The organism is Paracoccus sp. FO-3 (assembly GCF_006386455.1).
Taxonomy (GTDB): Bacteria; Pseudomonadota; Alphaproteobacteria; order Rhodobacterales; family Rhodobacteraceae; genus Paracoccus; species Paracoccus versutus.
The window spans coordinates 1-21,594 of sequence record NZ_VCBQ01000087.1 but is presented as its reverse complement, the minus strand read 5'-3'; the positions used below and the strand labels follow the sequence as shown (position 1 = coordinate 21,594).

The following is a 21,594-nucleotide window of genomic DNA, read 5'->3' as shown; positions in this document are numbered from 1 at the left end:
CCGCATGGCGCTGCGGGCGGCGATCCGCGAGGCGGGGCACGACCTGCCCGCCGGCCGGCCGATCGCGGCGCGGCCGGATCGCCAGCCGGACTTGCCGCCGGGCCTGCGCGCCAGCCTGTCGCATAGCGGCGATTACTGCATCGCCATCGCCGCCCCGCCGGGCGGGGCCAGCGTGGGCGTCGATCTGGAACCCTGCAACCGCTCCGTCCCGCAGGGCCTGGCCGAGACGGTCATGCCCTTTCGCCTGCAGGGCGCCGGGGATGCCCTGCTGGCCTTTTGCGCCAAGGAGGCGATGTTCAAGGCGCAATATCCGCTGACCGGCCAAATGCTGGATTTCCGCGCGGTGCCGGCGGTGGTCGGACCCCGGCGATTCCGCGCCTGTATGGGCGAGCGGCTGATCGGCGGGCGCTGGGGGCAGGCGGCGGGCTGCTGGCTGGCGCTCAGCCTGTGGCGCGGCTGAACAGCGCTGCCAGCCGCCGGGCGGATTCGCGGATGTCGTGGCGTTCCATGACGCGGGCGCGGGCGCGGGCGCCCATGGCTGCCAGGGCGTTGGGCGCAGCCTCGGCGGCTTGCAGCATCGTATCGGCCAGCGCCGCGGCGTCGCCGGCGGGGACGAGCCAGCCTTCCAGGCCCGGACGGACCAGCTCGGGGATGCCGGCGATATAGGTGGCGATCACCGGGCGGGCGCAGGCCATGGCCTCCATGATGACCACCGGCAGGCCCTCGGCGAAGCTGGGCGTGACCAGGGCATGGGCGGCATCCATGGCGGCGCGCACGCCGGCCTCGTCCTGCCAGCCGAGCAGGCGGACCGCCTTGCCCATGCTCTCGGCGGCGATCAGGGATTCGACCTGCGGGCGCAGCTCGCCGTCGCCGACCAGCGACAGGCGCAAGGCGGGGTTGCGGCGCCAGGCCAGGGCGAAGGCGCGGATCAGCAGGCCGAAGCCCTTCTGCTCGGCAAAGCGGCCGACGGCGACCATGTGGAAGGGGCCTGCCGGCAGGGTCTGCGGTTCGGCCCAGCGGGCCAGGTCCAGGCCGCAATGCACGACATGGACCTTGTCCCAGTCGCCGGGCGCGGCCCAGCGGCAAAGCTGCGAGCGGCCATAGCTGCTGACGGCAACGCAGAACTCGGCCAGCGCCAGCTTGCCGCCCAGGTCCAGCGCCTGGGGATTGTCGAATTCCTCGGGGCCGTGGACGGTGAAGCTGAAGCGCGGACCGCCCAGCAGGCGCGCATAGGCGGCGACCCTGGCCGAATTGGTGCCGAAATGCGCGTGAACATGCGCAAGCCCCAGCGCCCGTGCCCGGCCTGCCACCCGCGCGCCCTCGGCCAGGTAGATCAGCTGCCGGGCAAGGCTGCCTTCGCCGGCCCGCGCCCGGCGCCGCGCCAGCCGCAGGGCGGCGGCGAATTGCGCGGGGCTTGCCGCGCCGCGTCCGGCCAGATCGGCCAGAAGCCGCGCGGCCCCGGCCTCCAGCACCCGCTCGGTGCGGGCATGTTCGGCAAGGTCGGCGGGATCGCTGAGCGCGCCGCCGTCGCCGCGCATGGCGAATCGGTGGATTTCGAGCCCCTCGTTCTCAAGCGCCGCGATTTCCCGCCGGATGAAGCTGTGCGAGGGGCGAGGGTAGGTATTGATCAAATAACCGATTCGCAAGCTGACGGTCCCTAATCCATGAAGAAAAGCCCTTGCGCCCCGTTATCGCCCCGAGATTTCGGCTGGTTGGCGCCTATTTTTGCTGAACAATGGGCGGATATGCCGTATTACCGCAAGACGCACCAAAGTTTGTCTAGCGATTTCCGGTTTCTTTGGCACTATTGTTCTGAGGATTTGTACATTTGAGGAGAAAGCCTCTGACTGGCATCCTGACCCTTGGTGTCGCAATTGCCTTGGCCAGCGCGCTGATCGGGTTTGCTGCCTTCGATCTGTCGTTCTGGGCCGCGCTGCTGATCTATATCGTCAGCGGGACGGCCGCCACCCTTTTCGTCGCCTGGCGGCGTTTCCGGTGTATCGAGCGGCACGAGATGCAGGCCGAAATAGGGGCCGGACGCGGCCGCACCATTCAGTAGCCGGTGCAGCGCAGCACCACGCCCACGGTCTTGGCGATGATGGCGACATCGCCGCTGAAGCTCAGATCGGCTGCATAGCGCGCGTCGAAGGTCGCGCGGGCGGCGAAGGTGCTGTCGTTGCGATCCGAGATCTGCCACAGCCCGGTGACGCCCGGCCGCAGGTGATAGTAATCCGCCCCCGGATAAAGCGGGGCCTGTTCGATCATCATCGGCCGCGGGCCGACGATGCTCATGTCGCCGCGCAGCACGTTCCACAGCTGCGGCAGTTCGTCCAGCGAGGTCTTGCGCAGGAAGCGGCCGGTCGAGGTGATGCGCGGATCGTTCTTCAGCTTCTGCGTCAGATCCCATTCCGCCCTGGCCTCGGGATTGGCGGCCAGGTGTTCCTCCAGCCGCCGGTCGGCATCCTCGACCATGGTGCGCAGCTTCCACAGCCGGAAGCTGCGGCCGGAACGGCCGACCCGCAGCTGGGTGTAGAAGGGCTTCTCGCCGTGCCACAGGATGACGAGCGCCAGGATCAGCACCACCGGCACGATGATCGGCACCGCCAGAAGGACGGCGGTGATGTCCAGCGGACGCTTGATAAAGCGGGAGTAAAGGGATCGGGCGCCCAGGGGCTGATTGGTGTTTCCTTTTGCGACCGTTTGCAGGACCGAGTCGATTGTCTCGATATCGAAATCCGTGGTGTGCCGCATTTGAAAACCCGCCCTCATCACTACCCTCGCAGTATAGCCGGGCATTTGAATAAAACTAGAACGAATTTGGACACTGACGAAAAGTATAGGTTCATTTGAAAACAATGCTTTACAGCAGGTTCTCGGCCGGGAGGAACCGCCTTTACCTAGGGTAAACATATTAGGTGAAACCCGAGAGTTTTGCTGGTCGTGCGGCGTATTGGTTGTCGCAGCGTTATATTGGCAACTGTCGGTTGAATTGGGTGGAATTCGCGATGCCGGGATGCGATGCTGGGCAAAAGCATTTCACAATCGAGGGTTGTCGATATGGCGGGTGTCCTGCAATTTTTAATTGAAAGCGTCTCGGCTTTCTACATCGGCCACAGCCTGATGGGCACGACGGTGCCCGGCATGATGCAGGGCCTGCTGGAAGAGCCGGTGGAAATGCAGATCCTCAACGGCGCCCCGCTGGAATGGCAGTGGAAGGAGGCGCATCACGCGCAAGGGGTGAACGGGCGCAAATGGCTGCCCGGCCATGCCGTCGAGGCGCTGGTCATCACCGAGCGCGTGCCGCTGGCCCCGGCGATGGAATACCACGACAGCCTTGGCTATGCCGCGAAATGGGTGGAACTGGCGCGGCAGTCGAACCCCAGGGTCAAGCCCTATCTCTACCAGACCTGGGATTACATCGAGCCGGGCTCGACCAGGGCTTGGCGCGACCGCATCATGGCGGATCTGCCGCAGTGGCAGGCGATCGCCGACCATGTGAACCGCGACCTGCCCGAGGGGGCCGAGCCGATGCGGCTGGTCCCGGTGGGGCTGGGCATGGTGCGGCTGCATGACGCCGCCGAAGCGGGCAAGGTTCCCGGCGCGACCTCGATCCGCGACTTTTTCCTCGACGACATCCACCCGACCGAGAAGGGCGGGTGCTATTACATAGCCATGATCAATTACGCGACCCTGACCGGCAAAAGCCCGGTCGGGCTGACCAACCGGATCCCAGGCGGCGGCGGCCCCTATCCCCAGGTGCCCCAGGAGCAGGCGGCCGTGCTGCAGGAGCTTGCCTGGCAGGTGGTGCAGGAATTCGGCGCCGATTAGCGGCCGCGCGCCCATTCCTGGCTGTTGCGGCCCAGCCGCACCGCCAGCGCGACGGCGGCATAGGCGGCAAAGCCCGGCGGATCGGCGGCGGCAAGGCGGGCGAGTTCCGCCCTGCCGGGGCGGACATGGCCCTGTCGCGGGGGCAGGTCGGGGAACAGCCGGGCGATCTCGGCCACGCCCGCGTCCTGGCGCCGCCGGACCCGGACCAGCGGCCCGAACCCCTCGACCAGCGGCCATTCATAGGGCTCGTCCACCAGGAAACGCTCGTCCTGCGCGAATTGCAGCCGGGCGAAGGTGTCGTCCGAGATGACCTGCGGAAAGGCCCCCCAGCGCGCGCGCCCGGCCTCGTTGACCGCGAAAAGCCCGGCGCCGGTGACGCCCTGGGCCACGAAGGGCAGTTTCTGCCAGAACCGGGCATAGGCGCGCGACACCGCGCTGCGGGCGGGCGCCACCACCAGCCGCCCGCCGGCATAGCGCGGCCGGGGCACGTCCAGCACCCGCATGATCCCCGACAGAAGCCGCGGTCCCATGCGAATGTCGGCGTCCAGATACAGCCGCACGCCCGGCCCGGCGCAGGCGTCGCCGTGGTTCAGCGCGCCGATCTTGCCGCCCTGCGCCAGTTCCTCGACCCGCAGCCGCCAGCCGCGCGCGGCAAAGGCCGGCGCATGGGCGCGGGCGCGGGCGGCGGTGTCGTCGTGGCAACCGTTGGCGACCAGGACCAGCGCGACCGGGCCGGCATGGTCCTGGGCCAGCACATGGTCGAGGCAGGCGTCGATATAGCCGGCCTCGTCATGCGCGGGCAGGATGATGGTGCAGGGCGTCATCGGGCCGGCACCGGGCCTTTGGACGGGCCGCCGCCGAATCGAGCGGCAGGGCAATCGGCGGCTGAGAATCGCGCGCCGGCGCCGGTCGCCGGCCGGAACGGGGGGAAACGGCACCGCGACACCGGGAAATGCGGGGCATTGTCGGGATCGGGCCGGTTTTGGGTTGTCGCGTTCATGGCGCCGACGCTACCATGCCGCTGCCGGGAAAGTCACCGGCAGGCCGCCGCCCCCGTGGGCGGCGCCGTTTCACCAGAGGCAGAGGGGCAACAGGTTTGACGCCCGCGACAGGGAACGACCCGGACAGGACGCCGGTTGGACAGGCTGCGCCCGATGCGGCGCAGGGCCATGTCTCGAGCAAGTTCATCCGGCGCGAGGCGGCCTTGGCCGCCATGGACGCGAAACATGCCAAGATCAGCGCGCAGCGTTTCTCGCTGCTGCGCACCCGCATCCTGCGCGAGATGCGCAGCCGCGGCTGGAGCAGGCTTGCCGTGGTGCCGGTGACGCCGGGCGCGGGCGGCACCTTCGTCGCGGTGAACCTGGCCCTGGCGCTGGCCCGCCAGCCGCATACGCAGGTGACGCTGATCGACCTGGACCTGGGCAAGCCCAGCGTGGCCGGCCAGCTGGGCATCCCGGGCTGCACGGCGGTCTCGGCCGCGCTGCGCGAGGGCGGCGGCGGCCTGGGCGCGCTGGTCTCGCGCGTGGACGAGGCGCCGAACCTGTCGGTCCTGGCCCCCGACCGGGCCGAGCCGGACGCGGCCGAGCTATTGCAGGACGAGGCGCTGGCCCAGGCCATGCGGCAGCTGCACGACAGCCACCCCGCCCGGATCGCGGTCATCGACACCGCCGCCCTTTTGGGCGAGGATGCGGCGCTGGCCGCCCTGCCGCTGGCCGATGCGCTGCTGCTGGTCGCCGACGGGCGCAGCGGCACCGCCTCGGACATGGCGGAATGCGAAAGGCTGCTGGTCGGCATGCCGCCGGTGATGGGCGTGGTCCTGAACAAGTCGGAAGACTGAACAACGAAAGACAGGGTTCAAGATTTGGGACCGATTCAATCCTTGCAGGATCTGATCTCGATGCTCTGGCGGCGGCTGCCGCTGGTGCTGACGATCGTGGTCCTGGGCGTGCTGACCTCGTTCTACATGATCGTTTCCTCGCCCCGCGTCTATGAGGCGTCGGCGGTGATCCAGCTGGACATGCCGGCCGCCATCGACCAGGGCACCGACAGCTCGCTGCCCGCCTCGCGCCGGGTGCAGCTGATCGAACAGCGCCTGATGGCGCGCGCCAACCTGCGCGAGGTGATCGAGCGGCTGGGGCTTTTCGCCGACACCCCGCTGAGCGAGTCGGAAAAGCTGGTGGCGCTGCGCAGCTCGACCCGGATCGAAAGCATCGCCGCCCCCGGCGTTTCGGTCGATTCCCGCATGTCCCTGGCCGCCATCGTCATCACCGCCCAGGCCGAGACGCCGGCGACCGCGGCCGCCATCGCCAACGACTTCGCCAACAGCGTCGTCAACCGCGACCGCGAGAATCGCCAGGTGCGCATCCTGGAGGCGCAGGAATACCTGCGCAGCGAGGAACGCCGCCTGAACGAGCAGCTTTCCGAACAGGAACGCAAGCTGGTCGAGTTCAGCGCCCGCAACGAGGATGCGCTGCCCAGCTCGCAGGAGTTCCTGCAAACCCAGCTTGCCCAGCTGACCGAGACCGAGACGGCGCTGGACCGCGACATCATGACCCTGCAGCGCGAACGGCTGTCGCTGGAGGCGGGGGGGCTTGCGGCCGAGATGCGGCCCCCGGCCTCGCTGGTGCAGCAGATCCGCACCGCCGAGATCGAACTGGCGCAGGCGCGCCGGACGCTGGCGCCCGACCATCCCGAGATCCGGCGGCTGGAAGAGAACCTGAAGCTGCTGAACAGCGGCACCGGCAGCGGCGGGCCCGACGTGATCCGCCGCCAGACCGAGCTGATCCAGGCCCAGCTGACCAAGCTGAACGAGCAGAAGGCCGGGATCGCGCTGCGCCGCACCGAGATCGGCCGCGCCCGCGCCCGCGCCCCCGAAGTCAGCCGCGAGCTTGAGGCGATGACACGCCAGCAGCGCCGCCTGCAGGACCGCTACAACGAGATCTCGCGCCAGCTGGCCCAGGTCGAAACCCAGCAGATGCTGATGGAAAACGACCAGACCGAGCGTTTCGTGATGCTGGAGCGCGCCCTGCCGCCGGAATATCCCGCCATGTCGAACCGCAAGAAGAGCGCGGTGATGGGGGCGGGGGTCAGCGTCGGGCTGGCGCTGGTCGCGGCCTTTGCGCTGGAGCTGCTGAATCCGGTGCTGCGGCGCAGCGAGCAATTCGCCCGCGCCACCGGCACCCGGCCGGTGATCTCGCTGCCCTATCGCCAGACGGCGGCCGACCTGCGCCGGCGCCGGCTGCGCAACCTCTACATGGTCGTGGTTCTGGTGCTGGGCGTGCTGGTCGCCCTGTGGATGATCGGCAAGGTTCCCGGCCTGCCCTCGCCCGGCGTCGTGCCGATGCCGACCGACGGGATGGGCTGATGAGCGGGCAGGAGGGCGGAAGCGAGGCCGCCGCCGCCGCGCCGGGTCGCAGCTTTGCCTCGCGGGCCCTGGGCAGCGGCGCATGGTCCATGGCCAATTTCGGCCTGGGCCAGATCATGCGGCTCGGCTCGAACCTGATCCTGACCCGCATCCTCAGCCCCGACGATTTCGGCCTGATGGCGCTGGTGACAAGCTTCCTGATCGGGCTGACCATGTTCAGCGACATGGGATTCGGCCCCTCGATCATGCAAAGCAAGCGCGGGGACGAGCCGGATTTCCTCGACACGATCTGGACGCTCAAGATCATCCGCGGCTTCATGATCTTCGGCGCGGCCATGGTCATGGCCTGGCCGCTGGCGCTGTTCTACGACGCGCCGCTGTTCGGCTGGGTGTTCCCGGCGGCGGCCTGCTCGATGATCGTGGGCGGCTTCCTTCCCACCCGGATCGACACCGCCGCGCGCCACCTGCAACTGGGCCGGCTGACGGTGATCGAGCTTGGCAACCAGCTGATCGGCATCCTGCTGACCATCGCCGCGGCGCTGGTCCTGCAATCGGTCTGGGCGCTGGTCTGGGGCAATGTGCTGGGCGCCCTGGTCCAGCTGCTGATGTTCCGGCTGTTCCTGCCCGGACACCGCAACCGGCTGCGGATGGAGCCCGAGGCCCGCGCCGAGGTGATGAAATTCGGCAAGTGGATCTTTTTCAGCACCATCTGCGGCTTCTTGCTGTTCCAGGGCGACCGGATCATCCTGGGCCGGGTGCTGACGCTGAACCAGCTGGGCATCTACAATATCGGCCTGTTCCTGGCGACGGTGCCGGCCATGCTGGGATCCTCCATTGCCGGGCGGCTGTTCATCCCGATGTATCGCCAGCACCCGCCGGCCGAAAGCGCCGAGAACACCCGCATCCTGGCCCGCACCCGCGCCGGGCTGACGGCCTTGCTGCTGGCAGTGGCGGTGATTCTGGCCTGGGCCGGGCCGCCGCTGGTCGAGCTGCTCTATGACCCGCGCTATGCCGCGGCGGGTGGCATCCTGGTCGCCATCGCCTGCATCCAGATGCTGCAGGTCATTCCGCTGAGCTATGAATCCGCGGCGCTGGCGGCGGGGGATTCGCGCGGCTTCTTCGTCGTGCAATCCACCCGCGCGGCGATCTATTCCGCGCTGGTCGCCGGGGGCGCGGTGCTTTACGGCCTGCCGGGGCTGCTGATCGGGCAGGCGCTGGCGCAGGTGCTGTGCTATCCGGCGACGGTCTGGCTGGCGCGGCGGCATGGCTGCTGGGATCCGCGCCACGACCTGGTCGCCGCCACGCTTGCCATCGTCGCGGCGGCGACGGCGCTGAACGGCCATCGCGACGCGGTGCTGGCCGCCATGATACCCTGAGCCGCGCCGCCGGGCATTTTACCCCTTCCGGTTCCGCTTGGGCTGGCGCTATTGCTGCCGGAACGTCACGAGGAGGAGGCACCGGATGAGCGACGACAACACCCCGCGCAAGTCCCGCATCACGCGGGAAGAGGCTCTGGCCTATCACCTGGAACCCCGTCCGGGCAAATACGACATCGTGGCCTCGACCCCGATGGCGACGCAGCGCGACCTGTCGCTGGCCTATTCCCCCGGCGTGGCGGTCCCGGTCGAGGCCATCGCCGAACGGCCCGAGACCGCCTATGACTATACCGTCAAGGGCAATATGGTCGCGGTGATCTCGAACGGCACGGCGATCCTGGGGCTGGGGAACCTGGGTGCGCTGGCCTCGAAGCCGGTGATGGAGGGCAAGGCGGTGCTGTTCAAGCGCTTTGCCGACGTGAACGCCATCGACATCGAGCTGGACACCGAAGACCCCGAGGCGATCATCGATGCGGTCCGGCTGATGGGCCCGACCTTCGGCGGCATCAACCTCGAGGACATCAAGGCGCCGGAATGCTTCATCATCGAGCAGCGGCTGAAAGAGGTCATGGACATTCCGGTCTTCCATGACGACCAGCACGGCACGGCGGTGATCTGCGCGGCGGGGCTGATCAACGCGCTGGAGCTGTCGGGCAAGCGGATCGAGGATGTGCGCATCGTGCTGAACGGCGCCGGCGCCGCCGGCATCGCCTGCCTGGAGCTGCTGAAATCCATGGGCGCGCGGCATGAAAACTGCATCATGTGCGACACCAAGGGCGTGATCTGGCAGGGTCGCACCGAGGGCATGAACCAGTGGAAATCCGCCCATGCCGTCGTGACCGAGGCCCGCACGCTGGAAGAGGCGATGAAGGGCGCCGACGTGTTCCTGGGCGTCTCGGCCAAGGGCGCGGTGACGCAGGAGATGGTGCGGGGCATGGCCGAGAACCCGGTCATCTTCGCCATGGCCAACCCGGACCCCGAGATCACCCCGGAAGAGGCCCATGCCGTCCGCCCCGACGCCATCGTCGCCACCGGCCGCTCGGACTATCCGAACCAGGTCAACAACGTCCTGGGCTTTCCCTATCTGTTCCGCGGCGCGCTGGACATCCATGCCCGCGCCATCAATGACGAGATGAAGATCGCCTGCGCCCGCGCGCTGGCGGAACTGGCGCGCGAGGACGTGCCGGACGAGGTTGCTGTGGCTTACGGCCGCAAGCTGCAATTCGGCCGCGACTACATCATCCCGACGCCCTTCGACCCGCGGCTGATCCATGTCGTGCCGCCGGCGGTGGCGCGCGCGGGGATGGATACCGGCGTCGCCCGCCGCCCGATCATCGACATGGAGGGCTATGTCCAGTCGCTCAAGGCGCGCATGGACCCGACCGCGGCCATCCTGCAAGGCATCCATGCCCGCGCCCGCCAGGCCCAGGCCCGGATGATCTTTGCCGAGGGGGACGACCTGCGCGTGCTGCGCGCCGCCGTGGCCTGGCAGCGCGGCGGCATGGGCCAGGCCATCGTCGTCGGGCGCGAAAGCGACGTGCGCGAAAAGCTGGAGGCGGCGGGCCTGGGCGAAGCCGCGCGCGAGGTCGCCGTGGTCAATGCCGGCAATTCCCGCCACCTGGAGCAATATCACGAGACGCTCTATGCCCGCCTGCAGCGCAAGGGCTATGACCGCGAGGATGCGGTCAAGCTGGCCAATCGCGACCGCCATGTCTTTGCCTCGCTGATGCTGGCGCATGGCCATGGCGACGGTCTGGTGACGGGGGCCACGCGCAAGAACGCGCATGTGCTGGCCCAGATCGGCACGGTTTTCGACGTGACCCCGGCCGACGGCGCCGTGGGCATCACCGCGGTCCTGCACAATGGCCGCGTCATCCTGATGGGCGACACGCTGGTCCATGAATGGCCCGAGGCCGAGGATCTGGCCGACATCGCCACCCGCGGCGCCCATGTCGCGCGCGGGCTGGGGCTGGAGCCGCGGGTGGCCTTCCTGTCGTTTTCCAACTTCGGCTATCCGATCAGCGAGCGGGCGGTGAAGATGGCCCATGCGACCGAGGTGCTGGACGCGCGCCGCGTCGATTTCGAATATGAGGGCGAGATGACCGTGGACGTGGCGCTGAACCCGTCGCAGGCGGCGAAATACCCGTTCTCGCGGCTCAAGGGGCCGGCCAACGTGCTGGTGGTGCCGGCGCGGCACTCGGCCTCGATCTCGGTCAAGCTGCTGCAGGAAATGGCGGGGGCGACGGTGATCGGCCCGATCCTGACCGGCGTGCCGCTGCCGATCCAGATCTGTTCGACCGGCTCGACGGTGAACGACATCCTGAACATGGCCGCCATCGCCGCGGGCCGGCTGGGGCAGGTGAAATAACCCGCCCGGCTAAACGAAAGGCGCCCCCGAAGCGGGGGCGCCTTGCTTCTTGCGGCAGGATCAGAACCGATACGAGGCGCGCAGCTGCACCAGGTCGGTGTCCAGGTCGCGGCCGCTGATGCCGGTTTCGTCTTCCAGCACGTCCTTGAAGTCGCTGCGGCTGTATTCCGCGCCGACGGTGAAGCGCTCGGTGACCTTGAAATCGGCGCCGAGGCCATAGGTCAGCCCGGTTTCCGAGAAATCGTCGACCGAGATCTTGGCCGCGCCCAGCGTGACATAGGGCAGGAAGCGGCCCATGTCGGCGCCCGCGCGCAGCCGCAGCCGGGTCAGGTCGCCGTCGTCATAGTTCTCGTCGGGCGAGATCTTGTTGTAGTCCAGTTCGCCGCCCAGGACGAAGCGGCCCAGGTCGCGCTGATAGCCCGCATGCAGACCATAGCCGTCGTAATCGCCGAAATCGGCCAGCGCGCCGCGATTGCCAAGATCGCCGCTGCCCTTGCCGTATTGCAGACCGGCATAGAAGCCCGTCCAGTCGCTGTCCGAAACGGTCGTCACGGGCGGCGGCACCGCGACCGGCTGCTCGACCACGGGGGGGACATAGCCACCCGCATAGGCACCACCGGCGACCAGCGAAACCAAAGCTGCGTATCCGACTTTCTTCATGGTGAGTTCTCCATTTAACTCGGACCGCCTGCCTACCACCCGGCGCCCGGATTGGAAGGCTTGCCGGCGTCGCGGCACGGACAAGTGACGGCCCGTTAGCCGCAGGGATGCGGGGCGCGGGAAAAAGCCCGCCGATACAGGGGCTTCGCGCTCAAGCCGGCGTGATGGGGCGTGATGCGGGAACGGAGATATTCCCTAACGCACTGATAATGATTATTTTTCAGCTTTCCGTTTCGACGGTGTCGCCAAAGCACTCGCCGCGCTCGGCCTGGCGCTGGCGTTCCCGGAAACGGGCGCGGTCGGCCTCGGTATATTCGCCCGCGCAGCGGTGGCAGCAGACGCCGGGCTCGTATTCCGGGCGGGCGCGATCCTCGGGCGCGAGCGGCCGGCGGCAGGCATGGCAAAGCTCGTGGCGGCCCTGCCGCAGCCCGTGGCCCAGGCTGACCCGCTTGTCGAAGACGAAGCATTCGCCGCGCCACAGGCTGTCCTGTTCCGGCACTTCCTCGAGGTATTTCAGGATGCCGCCTTTCAGGTGAAAGACCTCGGGCACGCCTTCGCCCAGCAGGAAATTGGTGGATTTCTCGCAGCGGATGCCGCCGGTGCAGAACATGGCGATGCGCTTGTTGTGGAAGCGATGCGCATTCTCGCGCCACCAGGCGGGAAAGTCGCGAAAGCTGCGGGTGCCCGGATCGACGGCGCCGGCGAAGGTGCCGATCTCGACCTCGTAGTCGTTGCGGGTGTCGATCACCGCCACGTCCGGCGCGCTGATCAGCGCGTTCCAGTCCTGCGGCGCGACATAGCGGCCGACGGCGGCGGTGGGGTCCACGTCGGGCTGGCCCATGGTGACGATCTCGCGCTTCAGCCGCACCTTCATGCGGCCGAAGGGCATGGCCTCGGCCGTGCTTTCCTTCCATTCCAGGCCCGCGCAGCCGGGCAGGGCGCGGATATGGGCCAGAACCGCGTCGATGCCTTCGCGCGTGCCGGCGATGGTGCCGTTGATCCCCTCGGGCGCCAGCAGCAGCGTGCCCCTGACCCCGTTCGCGCAGGCGCATTTCGCCAGCGGCGGCTTCAGCGCCTGCGGGTCGGGAAAGCGGGTGAAATGGTAAAGCGCGGCGACGATCAGCATGGGCTGGCCATAGCGCCGCGCGGGGGTGCAATCAAGTTGCCGCATTGACGCCCCCGCCGCCTGCGCCTACCAATTTTCCTGGGATAACAGGAGAGGCGCCATGGCAAAGGCCCTGATCGTCATCGACATGCAGCTGGATTTCTGTCCCGGCGGCCGGCTGGCCGTCGCCGGCGGGGACGAGATCGTGGCGCCGATCAACGACCTGATGGCCGATTTCGACGCCGTGGTGCTGACCCAGGACTGGCACCCCCACGACCATGCCAGCTTTGCCGACAACCATCCCGGCGCGGCGGCCTTTTCGGTCGTGGACATGGCTTATGGCCCGCAGGTGCTGTGGCCTGCGCATTGCGTGATCGGGACCGAGGGCGCGGGCTTTCACCCGGCGCTGGCCGCCGATTGCGCCGACCTGGTGATCCGCAAGGGGTTCCGGCCGCAGATCGACAGCTATTCGGCCTTCTACGAGAACGACCACCGCACGCCCACCGGCCTTGCCGGATACCTGCGCGACCGCGGCATGGAGGATCTGGCCTTCGTCGGGCTGGCGCATGACTTCTGCGTCGCCTGGTCGGCCATCGACGCGGCCAAGCTGGGTTTCCGCGCCACCGTGATCGAGGATGCCACCCGCGCCATCGACCTGAACGGCTCGCGCGAGGCGGCGCGCGAGGACATGCGCAAGGCGGGGGTGGTGCTGGCATGATGATCCCGACCGTCGACATCGCCACCCGCGTCTATAACCACAAGTGGAAGATCGACCCGATCGTGCGCTCGCTGATCGACGACGATTTCTACAAGCTGCTGATGTGCCAGTCGGTGTTTCGCAACCGGCCCGACACGCAAGTCACCTTCAGCCTGATCAACCGCACCAGCCGCATCCGCCTGGCCGAGCTGATCGACGAGGGCGAGCTGCGCGAGCAGCTGGACCATGTGCGCGGCCTGACGCTGACGCGGGGCGAAAGCACCTGGCTGCGCGGCAATACCTTCTACGGCAAGCGGCAGATGTTCCGCCCCGATTTCATGGAGTTCCTGGAGAACCTGCGCCTGCCGGCCTATCACCTGGAAAAGCGCGACGGCCAGTACGAGCTGATCTTCGAGGGCCGCTGGCCCGAGGTCATGCTGTGGGAGATCCCGGCCCTGGCGATCATCATGGAACTGCGAAGCCGCGCCGTCCTCAAGGACATGGGCCGGTTCGAATTGCAGGTGCTTTATGCCCGCGCCATGGCCCGGCTTTGGGAAAAGATCGAGGAATTGCGCAAGCTCGGCCCCGACCTGCGCATCGCCGATTTCGGCACGCGGCGGCGGCACAGCTTCCTGTGGCAGGACTGGTGCGTGCAGGCCATGGTCGAGGGCCTGGGCGACCAGCGTTTCATCGGCACCTCGAACTGCCTGATCGCCATGCGCCGCGACATCGAGGCCATTGGCACCAATGCCCATGAACTGCCCATGGTCTATGCCGCGCTGGCCGACAGCGACGCGGAATTGCGCCAGGCGCCCTATCGCGTGCTGGCCGACTGGCACGAGGAGCATGACGGGATGCTGCGCATCATCCTGCCCGACACCTATGGCACCAAGGGGTTCCTGGACCATGCGCCGGACTGGCTGGCCGGCTGGACCGGCATCCGCGTCGACAGCGGCGACCCGGCCGAGGGCGCCGAGACCGCGATCCGCTGGTGGCAGGACCGCGGCGAGGATCCGCGCGACAAGCTGATCATCTTTTCGGACGGGCTGGACGTGGACAAGATCCGGGATCTGTTCCAACGCTTCCACGGCCGGGCCAAGATCAGCTTCGGCTGGGGCACGCTTCTGACCAACGATTTCCGCGGGCTGGTGCCGGGCGACGGGCTGGCGCCGTTCTCGCTGGTCTGCAAGGCGGTCGCGGCCGAGGGACGCCCGACCGTCAAGCTGTCCGACAATCCCGAAAAGGCCACCGGCCCGCAGGACGAGATCGAGCGCTACAAGCGCGTCTTCGGCGTCGGCCAGCAGCAGCGCATGGCGGTGGTGGTCTGATCCGCCGGCTCGGTCGGTGCCTTGCCGCTGCCGTCGCATATTCCTTGCCCGAGGCGCCGGATGGCCGTCGAACGAGATCGCGCCGTCCTCACCGTCGTCTTGCAGCAAGACCCGGCTAATCGCGCGCCAGCGGCGCCAGCCCCCGGTTTCGGCGGCTGGGGCAGGGCGGTCGCGCCGCGCTAAAGCCGGTCTCGCCAGCGGTTCACCAGCGGATAGCGGCGGTCGAGCCAGAAGGCCTTGGTCGAGATGCGCGGCCCCGGCGCGGCCTGGTAACGCTTCCACTCGCTGCCATAAAGCAGGGTCTCGACCTTCTTGACCGTCTCGGGCTCGAAGCCCTGCGCGACCAGATCCCTGAGCGCCAGGTCCTTCTCGACCAGCCCTTCCAGGATCGCGTCCAGCACCTCATAGGGCGGCAGGCTGTCCTGGTCCTTCTGGTTCGGGCGCAGCTCGGCCGAGGGGGGCTTCGAGATGATCTGCGGTGGGATCACCTCGCCCGTGCGGCCCAGCATCCAGTCGCGGTGGTTTTCATTGCGCCAGCGGCAGGTCTGAAAGACGCGGGTCTTGTAGAGATCCTTGATCGGGTTGTAGCCGCCGGCCATGTCGCCATAGATCGTGGCATAGCCCACCGCGACCTCGGACTTGTTGCCGGTGGTCAGCAGCAGCTCGCCGAACTTGTTCGACAGCGCCATCAGCATCACGCCGCGCAGGCGGGACTGGATGTTTTCCTCGGTCGCGTCGGGCTGTGTGCCCGCCATCAGATGCGCCAGCGCGTCGCCCACCGCGTCGCGGGCGCCCTCGATATGCACCGTGTCCAGCCGCGTGCCCAGCCGGGCCGCGCAATCGGCGGCATCGTCCAGGCTGGCCTGCGAGGTGTATTCGCTGGGCAGCATGACGCAGCGGACGTTTTCCGGGCCGATGGCGTCGGCGGCGATGGTGGCGACCAGCGCCGAGTCGATGCCGCCCGACAGCCCCAGCACCACCTTGCGGAAACCGGACTTGCGCATGTAGTCGCTGAGGCCCAGCGTCATGGCGCGATAATCCTGTTCCCATTCGTCGGGCTGGTGGTCCATGCGCCCGGGCACCGCGCGCCAACCGGCGGGCGTGCGGGCGAAATCGACATGGGCCAGCATCTCGTCGAAGGGGGCCAGCTGCATGACCTTGACCGCGCCGCCGTCCTCGCCGGGGTTCAGCACGAAGCTGCCACCATCATAGACCTGGTCGTCCTGCCCGCCGACCGAGTTCAGGTAGATCAGCGGCAGCCCGGTCTCGACCACGCGGGCGACCATATGGCCCATGCGCAGGTCCAGCTTGTTGCGGTGATAGGGGCTGCCGTTCGGGACCAGCAGCATCTCGGCCCCGGTCTCGGCCAGGGTCTCGGCCACTTCGGGCCACCAGGCGTCCTCGCAGATCGGGCTGCCGATGCGCAGGCCGTCCAGGCTATAGGGGCCGCAGATCGGGCCGACGTTGAACAGCCGCCATTCGTCGAACAGCTGCTTGTGCGGCAATTCGTGCTTGAGCACCCGCGCCGCCACCCGGCCGCCCCTGAGGATCCAATAGGCGTTGTAGAGCCGGTCCTCCTCGGCATAGGGGCCGCCGATGCCGATGGCGGGGCCGTCGACGCAATCCCGCGCCAGATCGACGATATGCGCCATGGCCTCTTGCGTGAAGCCGGGCTTCAGCACCAGGTCCTGGGTCTGGTAGCCGGTGATGAACATCTCGGGCAGGGCCAGCAGGTTGGCGCCGGCCTCGCGCGCCCTGGCCCATGCCTCGCGCGCCTTGGCGGCATTGCCGGGCAGGTCGCCCACGGTCGGGTTCAGCTGTCCAAGGGTGATGCGGAACGTGTCGGTCATGGCGCTTCCTTACCGGATCTTGCCCCCGTTGATAGGCGACGGCGCGGCAAAGGAAAAGTCGGGCTTTGCGCCGGCGCGCCCCTTGCGATAAACCGATGGCAAAAGCAGCAACGAGGCGGAGTGCAGCACCCATGAAGGCAGCCCTTGTCGCCTGCGCGGTGATCCTGGCCGGCGCGAGCATGGCCGGCGCGCAAGCGGTCATCACCAAGCAATATGACGACGGCGGCGTCTACGAGGGCACCTTCCGCAACGGCAAGCAGCACGGGCGCGGCACCTACAGGCTGCCCTCGGGCTATGAATATACCGGCGACTGGGTCGAGGGCGAGATCCTGGGCCAGGGCGTGGCGAAATTCCCCAACGGCTCGGTCTACGAGGGCGCTTTCGCCGGCGGCAAGCCGCATGGCAAGGGCAAGATCACCTATGCCGACGGCGGCAGCTACGAGGGCGACTGGCAGGACGGCCAGATCGTCGGGCAGGGGGTGGCGCGCTATGCCAACGGCTCGGTCTACGAAGGCGGCTTCCTGAACGCGCTGCATGACGGCAAGGGCGTGCTGACCCAGCCCAACGGCTATCGCTACGAGGGCGACTGGAAGCAGGGCGTCAAGGAAGGCTTCGGCAAGATCACCTATCCCGATGGCGCCAGCTACGAAGGCGAGATGCGGGCGAACCAGCGTTCCGGCCAGGGCAAGCTGACCATGCCGGACGGGCTGGTCTACGAGGGCGGCTGGTCGGCGGGGCAGATGGCCGGGCAGGGCAAGCTGACCCAGCCCTCGGGCGACGGCTACGAGGGGCGCTTTGCCAATGGCAAGCGCGAGGGCAAGGGCGTCGCCACCTATGCCAACGGCGACCGCTACGAGGGCGATTTCCGCGCCGACAAGCGCTGGGGCGTCGGCACCTTCACCGGCACCGACGGCTATGTCTATACCGGCGACTGGGTCGAGGGGCGGATGGAGGGGCTGGGCCGCATCACCTATCCCGACGGCTCAGTCTATGAGGGTGCGCTGATGGCCGACCTGCCGCATGGCCGCGGCCTGATCACCTATCCGGACGGCGCCAGCTATGACGGCGAATGGGTCGCGGGCGTGATCGAGGGGCAGGGCGTCGCCAAATACGCCAACGGCCTGGTCTACGAGGGCGGCTTCAAGCGCGGCCGCAACGAGGGGCAGGGCCGGATGACCTATCCCGACGGCTATGTCTATAACGGTGCCTGGCGCGACGGGCAGCGGCACGGGCAGGGGCAGGCGACCTATCCCGACGGCACCACCTATGACGGCTCGTTCGTGGACGGGCTGCGCCACGGCAAGGGCCGGCTGATCGCGCCGGACGGCTTCCGCTACGAAGGCAGCTGGAAGCAGGGCGAGATCGACGGCGAAGGGGTGGCGACCTATGCCAACGGTGACGTCTATACCGGCCATTTCGTCATGGGCAAGCGCCAGGGCGCGGGCGTGATGCGCTATGCCACCGGCCAGGTCGCCTCGGGCGAGTGGGAAGACAACCGGCTGGCCGTGCCCGCCGAGGGCGCGACAGTGCCCGAGGGCGCCGAGACGCCCGAAGGGGCGGTGCCGGCCGAGCCGGCCGTGGCAGAATAGGCTAGGGTTCGGGGCGGCCGTCCGCCTTCGCCTTGTTCGCGTTGGATGAGGCGGGCGGCTCCCGCCATGATCTGTCATCGCAGGGCCGGTCGAACCAGGCACGGTTCTTCAGCGCCGGATTGTCGAGATTTCGCCATTCGCAGGGCGGCAGGAGCGACGAGTATTTCTGGCCATCGAGCAGAAAAACAGCACCAAGGAGGCCGGTGTAATAGCCGTTGCACGCTTTGCGGCGCGCGTGCATCAGGAGATATTCCACGGAGTCCTGTTCTTCCTCTCGAACCTTGGCGTTGGTCTGGGCATCGTAAATGCCAGAATCACCGAGTTTGTAGGATGTGATGCTGACATAGCGATCGTCGAAGCAAACGAACTCGATCTCGCGCGCCAGAATCTTTCTGCCATCGGTTGCGAACAATGCGATAGGCGCTCCGGGAAAGTAGTATTCCAGCTTGAACATCATTCCATTTGGCAACGTCACGCTTTTGGGCGCGTGTCTGACCCATTGCACACCGGCGACCAGCGCCCACAGCAGGAAAAGAAAGACCGGAAGCAAAAGCAGGTGGCGGCCAAACTTGCGCAGCATTATCGCGATTCCTTGGGATCAAAGTAAATGCTGCGCTTGCGGTCCTTGAGCACTTCTGCCGAGAAACTCGTGCGCCACCTTCCGCTGATGTGATAGGGCGTGCCCCCAGGTTCGAAATTCATATCCAGCGGATCGACGAAATCGTCAGTGAATTCGAAACTGATGTCGCCGGAAATACGGAAGATCTCACCATAATCCTCGGCCCATCCTATGAACAATTCTTTGACGGTCCCGTCGCCATGGGAAAACGCGACACTACCAAAATCGTAAGTAAACCGGAAATCGTAAGCAACTGGTCCGGTTCCCTGCTTTCTGGCGGCATCAGCAATCTGCCCCGAAAGTCTGGGAAAAGCCCCTTCTGCGCCATCGCGATACGCATACTGCTCGACAATCCCGCGCAAATACCCGATCTCATCGAGGGTCACGGCGCGGCCGCCGCCAAAATAGTAGTGGAACACGAAATCCAGGTCTACCTACCGAACGGAACTGCGCGGGAAACCGGACGTGAACTCGTGAGACGCGAACTCTGTCTCGCCGGGCATATAGGGCACGGCCTCGCAGCGGCAGTTGTAATCCTCGCCCGGATGGCCGGTGTCAGGCGGGTCGTCCCATGAAAACACCCGGCCGTCGTTCGCGCGACGGGTCGTCCGCACCCGATCGTCGTTCCGGCAGCGCCAGACGTATTGGTCTGCCGGCCCAGCCTGTGCTTCAGGGTCAGCCGAATCGGAATGCCCTTGCGCAGATAAGCATCGAACGCCGTCCGATACGCTTCCGTATAGATCATGTTCATGCCAGAGAACCCCCGTGTCGCCGGGGATACTCCAACAGAAACTGCCAAGATTCGGTTAATGGTGCGGGCGTTGCGGCCCGTTCTAATCCACCAGCCGCATCGCTGCACTCTCGCCCCAATGCGCGAAGGGCAGCACCCGCCCGTTGCGGCGGCTTTCGGCCACGAGGTCCAGGTCCACCTCGGCCTTGACCCATCCGGGCACGTCCATCAGCCCCTCGGCCAGGACACCGCTTTCGGGCCACAGCCCGTCCGGGGGCGCATAGATCGCCGCGGCGCCGCGGTTCTCGTCGATGGCGGGGTTCCAGTCCACATCGCCCACGGTCGGCGCCTGCACCACGACGCATTGGCTTTCCAGCGCGCGGGCCATGGCGCCGATGCGGACCCGGTTGAACCCCGCCACCGTGTCCGTGCAAGAGGGCACCAGCACCACCTCGACCCCCGCCTCGGCCAGCACGCGGCCCAGCAGCGGAAACTCGCTGTCATAGCAGATCAGCACGCCCAGCCGCCCGACCTCGGTGTCAAAGACCCGCAGGCCGGGGGCGCCGACCACGTCCCAGTCCTCGCGCTCGAACCGGGTCATGACCTGCTTGTCCTGATGGCCGATCCGCCCCCGCGGCCCGAACAGCACCGCACGGTTGACCGGGCGCGGCCCGTCGAAACAGGGCCCCGAGGCGGCCAGGATATGCACCCCATGCCGCGCCGCCAGGTCCGCATGCAGCGCGTCGCGCGCGGCCTCGTGCCGGGCGACCTCGTGCAGCGAGGCTTCCAGGTCGCCCGCGACCAGCGGCCCGCCCAGCGAGGCCAGCTCCATCGCGCCATATTCGGGAAAGACCAGCAGGTCGCAATCGGCGGCCTGCTCGACCCAGGCCGAGATCTTGGCGCGATAGGCGTCCAGATCCGCCAGCCAGTCGAAGGGATAGGCGGCGGCGGCGATTTTCACGATCCGGCTCACAGGGTTTTCATCCAGAATTGCAGGGGTTTGCGGGAGGGTTCGGCCTCGCCGATGTCCTTCCATTCGAAGCCGGCGACCACGCCCGGCAAGGGCGCATAGCCGCGCTTCAGCCAGAACCCGTCCAGCGGGCGATAGCCCTGGGGCCGCAGTGGGTGGTCCTCGGGGCGGATCACGCTGCAAAAGGCGCTGTAGCGGCGGCCAAGCGCCCGGCCCTGCGCCTCGCGCCCGTCGAAGAAGGCGTGGCCCAGGCCATGGCCGCGATATTCGGGCAGCAGCACCGACTCGGCGCAATAGAAGATCTCGTCCAGCCGCTCGGGCCGGTTGGCGAAGGCGGTGGCGAAATCGCCGGCATGGTCCTCCATCGGCGCGCCGGTCGCGGCGCCGACCATGCGGTCGCCGTCCCAGGCCGCGACCACCACCGCGCCGGGCGACTGATAGGCGCGCAGGTAGTCGCGTTCATAATCCAGGTCGCCGTCGTAGAGATAGGGCCAGTCGCGGAACACCGCGATGCGCAGCCGCGCCAGGTCGTCCAGCGCGGCGGCGACCGCCTCTCCGGTCAGGGATTCGGTGCGGATCACGCCGAGACCTGCCCCGAAACCTCCCCCGAAACCTGGCGCGTCCAGTCGGCGAGGTTGTAATAGGTCGTCACCCGCGCGATCCGGCCGTCGCGGATGGTGAAGAAGGCGCCGGCGGGCAGGACGTATGTCTGGCCCTGCGCCTCGGGCAGGCCCTCGTCGGTCGCCAGATAGGTGCCGTTGACCACGAATTCCGCCGCCGCCCGGTCGCCCGCCTCGTTGGCGAAGATCACCATGTCGGTCAGTTCCTCGCGATAGCTGCGGGTCATGTGGGCGTTGAACGCGGCGAAGGCGGCCTTGCCGCGGCGGATGCCGCCCTCGTTGACGTGATGCTCGACCTCGTCATGCAGATAGCCCAGCATCTCGTCGGTGCGGCCGGCGTTGAAGGCGTCGTAATAGGCGGCGATCAGGGCCTTGGTATCCATGGCGGTCTCCTTCTTTGGTCCCCCTCTAGCGCGCCGGGTGCCTGTCGTCACCTCCGCCCTTTGGCGGAGATGGCCCCCCCTTTTCACCTTGCTTGTGGGAGTCTCAG

The 21,594-nt window shown here is 67.6% G+C and carries 22 protein-coding genes; 10 read left to right on the top strand and 12 right to left on the bottom strand.

Annotated features, from left to right (window positions below; translation table 11 throughout):
- A partial coding sequence (locus FE811_RS19950; RefSeq protein WP_140848519.1) for a 4-phosphopantetheinyl transferase occupies window positions 1–460 on the top strand: 460 nt, incomplete at its 5' end.
- Here the strand turns inward: FE811_RS19950 and FE811_RS19945 are convergent.
- Window positions 441–1,646, bottom strand: coding sequence for a glycosyltransferase (locus FE811_RS19945; RefSeq protein WP_116222170.1), 1,206 nt, complete (start codon window positions 1,644–1,646; stop codon window positions 441–443). The two genes, FE811_RS19950 and FE811_RS19945, sit on opposite strands and share 20 nt — an antisense overlap.
- A gap of 233 nt (window positions 1,647–1,879) precedes the next feature.
- On the opposite strand from FE811_RS19945, the gene FE811_RS19940 reads away from it, so the two are divergent.
- On the top strand, window positions 1,880–2,059 hold the full coding sequence (locus tag FE811_RS19940; protein WP_240540192.1) for a hypothetical protein: 180 nt from the start codon (window positions 1,880–1,882) through the stop codon (window positions 2,057–2,059).
- Here FE811_RS19940 and FE811_RS19935 read toward each other — a convergent pair.
- Window positions 2,053–2,751 (bottom strand): sugar transferase, encoded by a 699-nt coding sequence (locus tag FE811_RS19935; protein WP_116222171.1) that lies wholly within the window; start codon window positions 2,749–2,751, stop codon window positions 2,053–2,055. The two genes, FE811_RS19940 and FE811_RS19935, sit on opposite strands and share 7 nt — an antisense overlap.
- Before the next feature lie 306 nt (window positions 2,752–3,057).
- Between FE811_RS19935 and FE811_RS19930 the strand changes: the two genes are divergently transcribed.
- Entirely contained in the window at window positions 3,058–3,828 is a 771-nt protein-coding gene (locus FE811_RS19930; protein WP_116222172.1) for a hypothetical protein, read from the top strand.
- Here the strand turns inward: FE811_RS19930 and FE811_RS19925 are convergent.
- Window positions 3,825–4,652 (bottom strand): glycosyltransferase, encoded by an 828-nt coding sequence (locus FE811_RS19925; RefSeq protein WP_116222173.1) that lies wholly within the window; start codon window positions 4,650–4,652, stop codon window positions 3,825–3,827. The genes FE811_RS19930 and FE811_RS19925 overlap by 4 nt on opposite strands.
- Window positions 4,653–4,924: 272 nt before the next feature.
- On the opposite strand from FE811_RS19925, the gene FE811_RS19920 reads away from it, so the two are divergent.
- The 4 genes from FE811_RS19920 (at window position 4,925) to FE811_RS19905 (ending at window position 10,936) form a co-directional block, all read left to right on the top strand.
- A complete protein-coding gene (locus FE811_RS19920; RefSeq protein ID WP_036760114.1) occupies window positions 4,925–5,665 on the top strand; it encodes a chromosome partitioning protein in 741 nt (246 codons plus the stop codon).
- Between the two features lie 42 nt (window positions 5,666–5,707).
- On the top strand, window positions 5,708–7,192 hold the full coding sequence (locus FE811_RS19915) for a Wzz/FepE/Etk N-terminal domain-containing protein (RefSeq protein WP_036760116.1): 1,485 nt from the start codon (window positions 5,708–5,710) through the stop codon (window positions 7,190–7,192).
- The gene (locus FE811_RS19910; protein ID WP_036760118.1) at window positions 7,192–8,568 is read left to right on the top strand and encodes an oligosaccharide flippase family protein; all 1,377 of its coding nucleotides are present in this window, start codon (window positions 7,192–7,194) and stop codon (window positions 8,566–8,568) included. Before FE811_RS19915 ends, FE811_RS19910 begins: the two co-directional genes overlap by 1 nt.
- Window positions 8,569–8,653: 85 nt before the next feature.
- A complete protein-coding gene (locus tag FE811_RS19905) occupies window positions 8,654–10,936 on the top strand; it encodes an NADP-dependent malic enzyme (protein ID WP_036760120.1) in 2,283 nt (760 codons plus the stop codon).
- A 60-nt stretch (window positions 10,937–10,996) separates the two neighbouring features.
- Here FE811_RS19905 and FE811_RS19900 read toward each other — a convergent pair whose 3' ends face one another.
- Entirely contained in the window at window positions 10,997–11,596 is a 600-nt protein-coding gene (locus FE811_RS19900; RefSeq protein ID WP_036760122.1) for an outer membrane protein, read from the bottom strand.
- Between the two features lie 220 nt (window positions 11,597–11,816).
- Window positions 11,817–12,722, bottom strand: coding sequence for a rhodanese-related sulfurtransferase (locus FE811_RS19895; RefSeq protein WP_072462402.1), 906 nt, complete (start codon window positions 12,720–12,722; stop codon window positions 11,817–11,819).
- A 100-nt stretch (window positions 12,723–12,822) separates the two neighbouring features.
- Here FE811_RS19895 and pncA point away from each other — a divergent pair, with 100 nt between their 5' ends.
- Together pncA and pncB are read left to right on the top strand one after the other, a co-directional pair.
- Window positions 12,823–13,419 (top strand): bifunctional nicotinamidase/pyrazinamidase, encoded by a 597-nt coding sequence (gene pncA, locus FE811_RS19890; protein ID WP_116222174.1) that lies wholly within the window; start codon window positions 12,823–12,825, stop codon window positions 13,417–13,419.
- Window positions 13,416–14,726: a nicotinate phosphoribosyltransferase gene (gene pncB, locus FE811_RS19885; protein ID WP_181180902.1), complete on the top strand. Its 1,311-nt coding sequence runs from the start codon at window positions 13,416–13,418 to the stop codon at window positions 14,724–14,726. The genes pncA and pncB overlap by 4 nt, the downstream gene beginning before the upstream one ends.
- A gap of 179 nt (window positions 14,727–14,905) precedes the next feature.
- Here the strand turns inward: pncB and FE811_RS19880 are convergent, their stop codons facing one another.
- Window positions 14,906–16,576 carry an NAD+ synthase gene (locus tag FE811_RS19880; protein WP_116222175.1) on the bottom strand — a complete coding sequence of 557 codons (1,671 nt, stop codon included), beginning with the start codon at window positions 16,574–16,576 and terminating at the stop codon, window positions 14,906–14,908.
- A 131-nt stretch (window positions 16,577–16,707) separates the two neighbouring features.
- Here FE811_RS19880 and FE811_RS19875 point away from each other — a divergent pair, with 131 nt between their 5' ends.
- Window positions 16,708–18,165 carry a 2-isopropylmalate synthase gene (locus FE811_RS19875; protein ID WP_116222176.1) on the top strand — a complete coding sequence of 486 codons (1,458 nt, stop codon included), beginning with the start codon at window positions 16,708–16,710 and terminating at the stop codon, window positions 18,163–18,165.
- A 1-nt stretch (window position 18,166) separates the two neighbouring features.
- Here the strand turns inward: FE811_RS19875 and FE811_RS19870 are convergent, their stop codons facing one another.
- Genes FE811_RS19870 through FE811_RS19845 form a run of 6 tightly spaced genes read right to left on the bottom strand, consistent with a single transcriptional unit; the run spans window position 18,167 to window position 21,487 of the window.
- Window positions 18,167–18,745 (bottom strand): hypothetical protein, encoded by a 579-nt coding sequence (locus tag FE811_RS19870; RefSeq protein ID WP_116222177.1) that lies wholly within the window; start codon window positions 18,743–18,745, stop codon window positions 18,167–18,169.
- Window positions 18,745–19,203, bottom strand: coding sequence for a hypothetical protein (locus tag FE811_RS19865; RefSeq protein ID WP_116222178.1), 459 nt, complete (start codon window positions 19,201–19,203; stop codon window positions 18,745–18,747). Before FE811_RS19865 ends, FE811_RS19870 begins: the two co-directional genes overlap by 1 nt.
- Window positions 19,204–19,218: 15 nt before the next feature.
- The gene (locus tag FE811_RS28765; RefSeq protein WP_116222179.1) at window positions 19,219–19,563 is read right to left on the bottom strand and encodes a phage minor head protein; all 345 of its coding nucleotides are present in this window, start codon (window positions 19,561–19,563) and stop codon (window positions 19,219–19,221) included.
- 54 nt (window positions 19,564–19,617) lie between these two features.
- A complete protein-coding gene (locus FE811_RS19855; protein WP_072462400.1) occupies window positions 19,618–20,475 on the bottom strand; it encodes a carbon-nitrogen hydrolase family protein in 858 nt (285 codons plus the stop codon).
- A gap of 8 nt (window positions 20,476–20,483) precedes the next feature.
- Window positions 20,484–21,065, bottom strand: coding sequence for a GNAT family N-acetyltransferase (locus FE811_RS19850; protein WP_072462356.1), 582 nt, complete (start codon window positions 21,063–21,065; stop codon window positions 20,484–20,486).
- On the bottom strand, window positions 21,062–21,487 hold the full coding sequence (locus tag FE811_RS19845; protein WP_072462355.1) for a ketosteroid isomerase-related protein: 426 nt from the start codon (window positions 21,485–21,487) through the stop codon (window positions 21,062–21,064). Before FE811_RS19845 ends, FE811_RS19850 begins: the two co-directional genes overlap by 4 nt.
- Window positions 21,488–21,594: the final 107 nt, after the last annotated feature.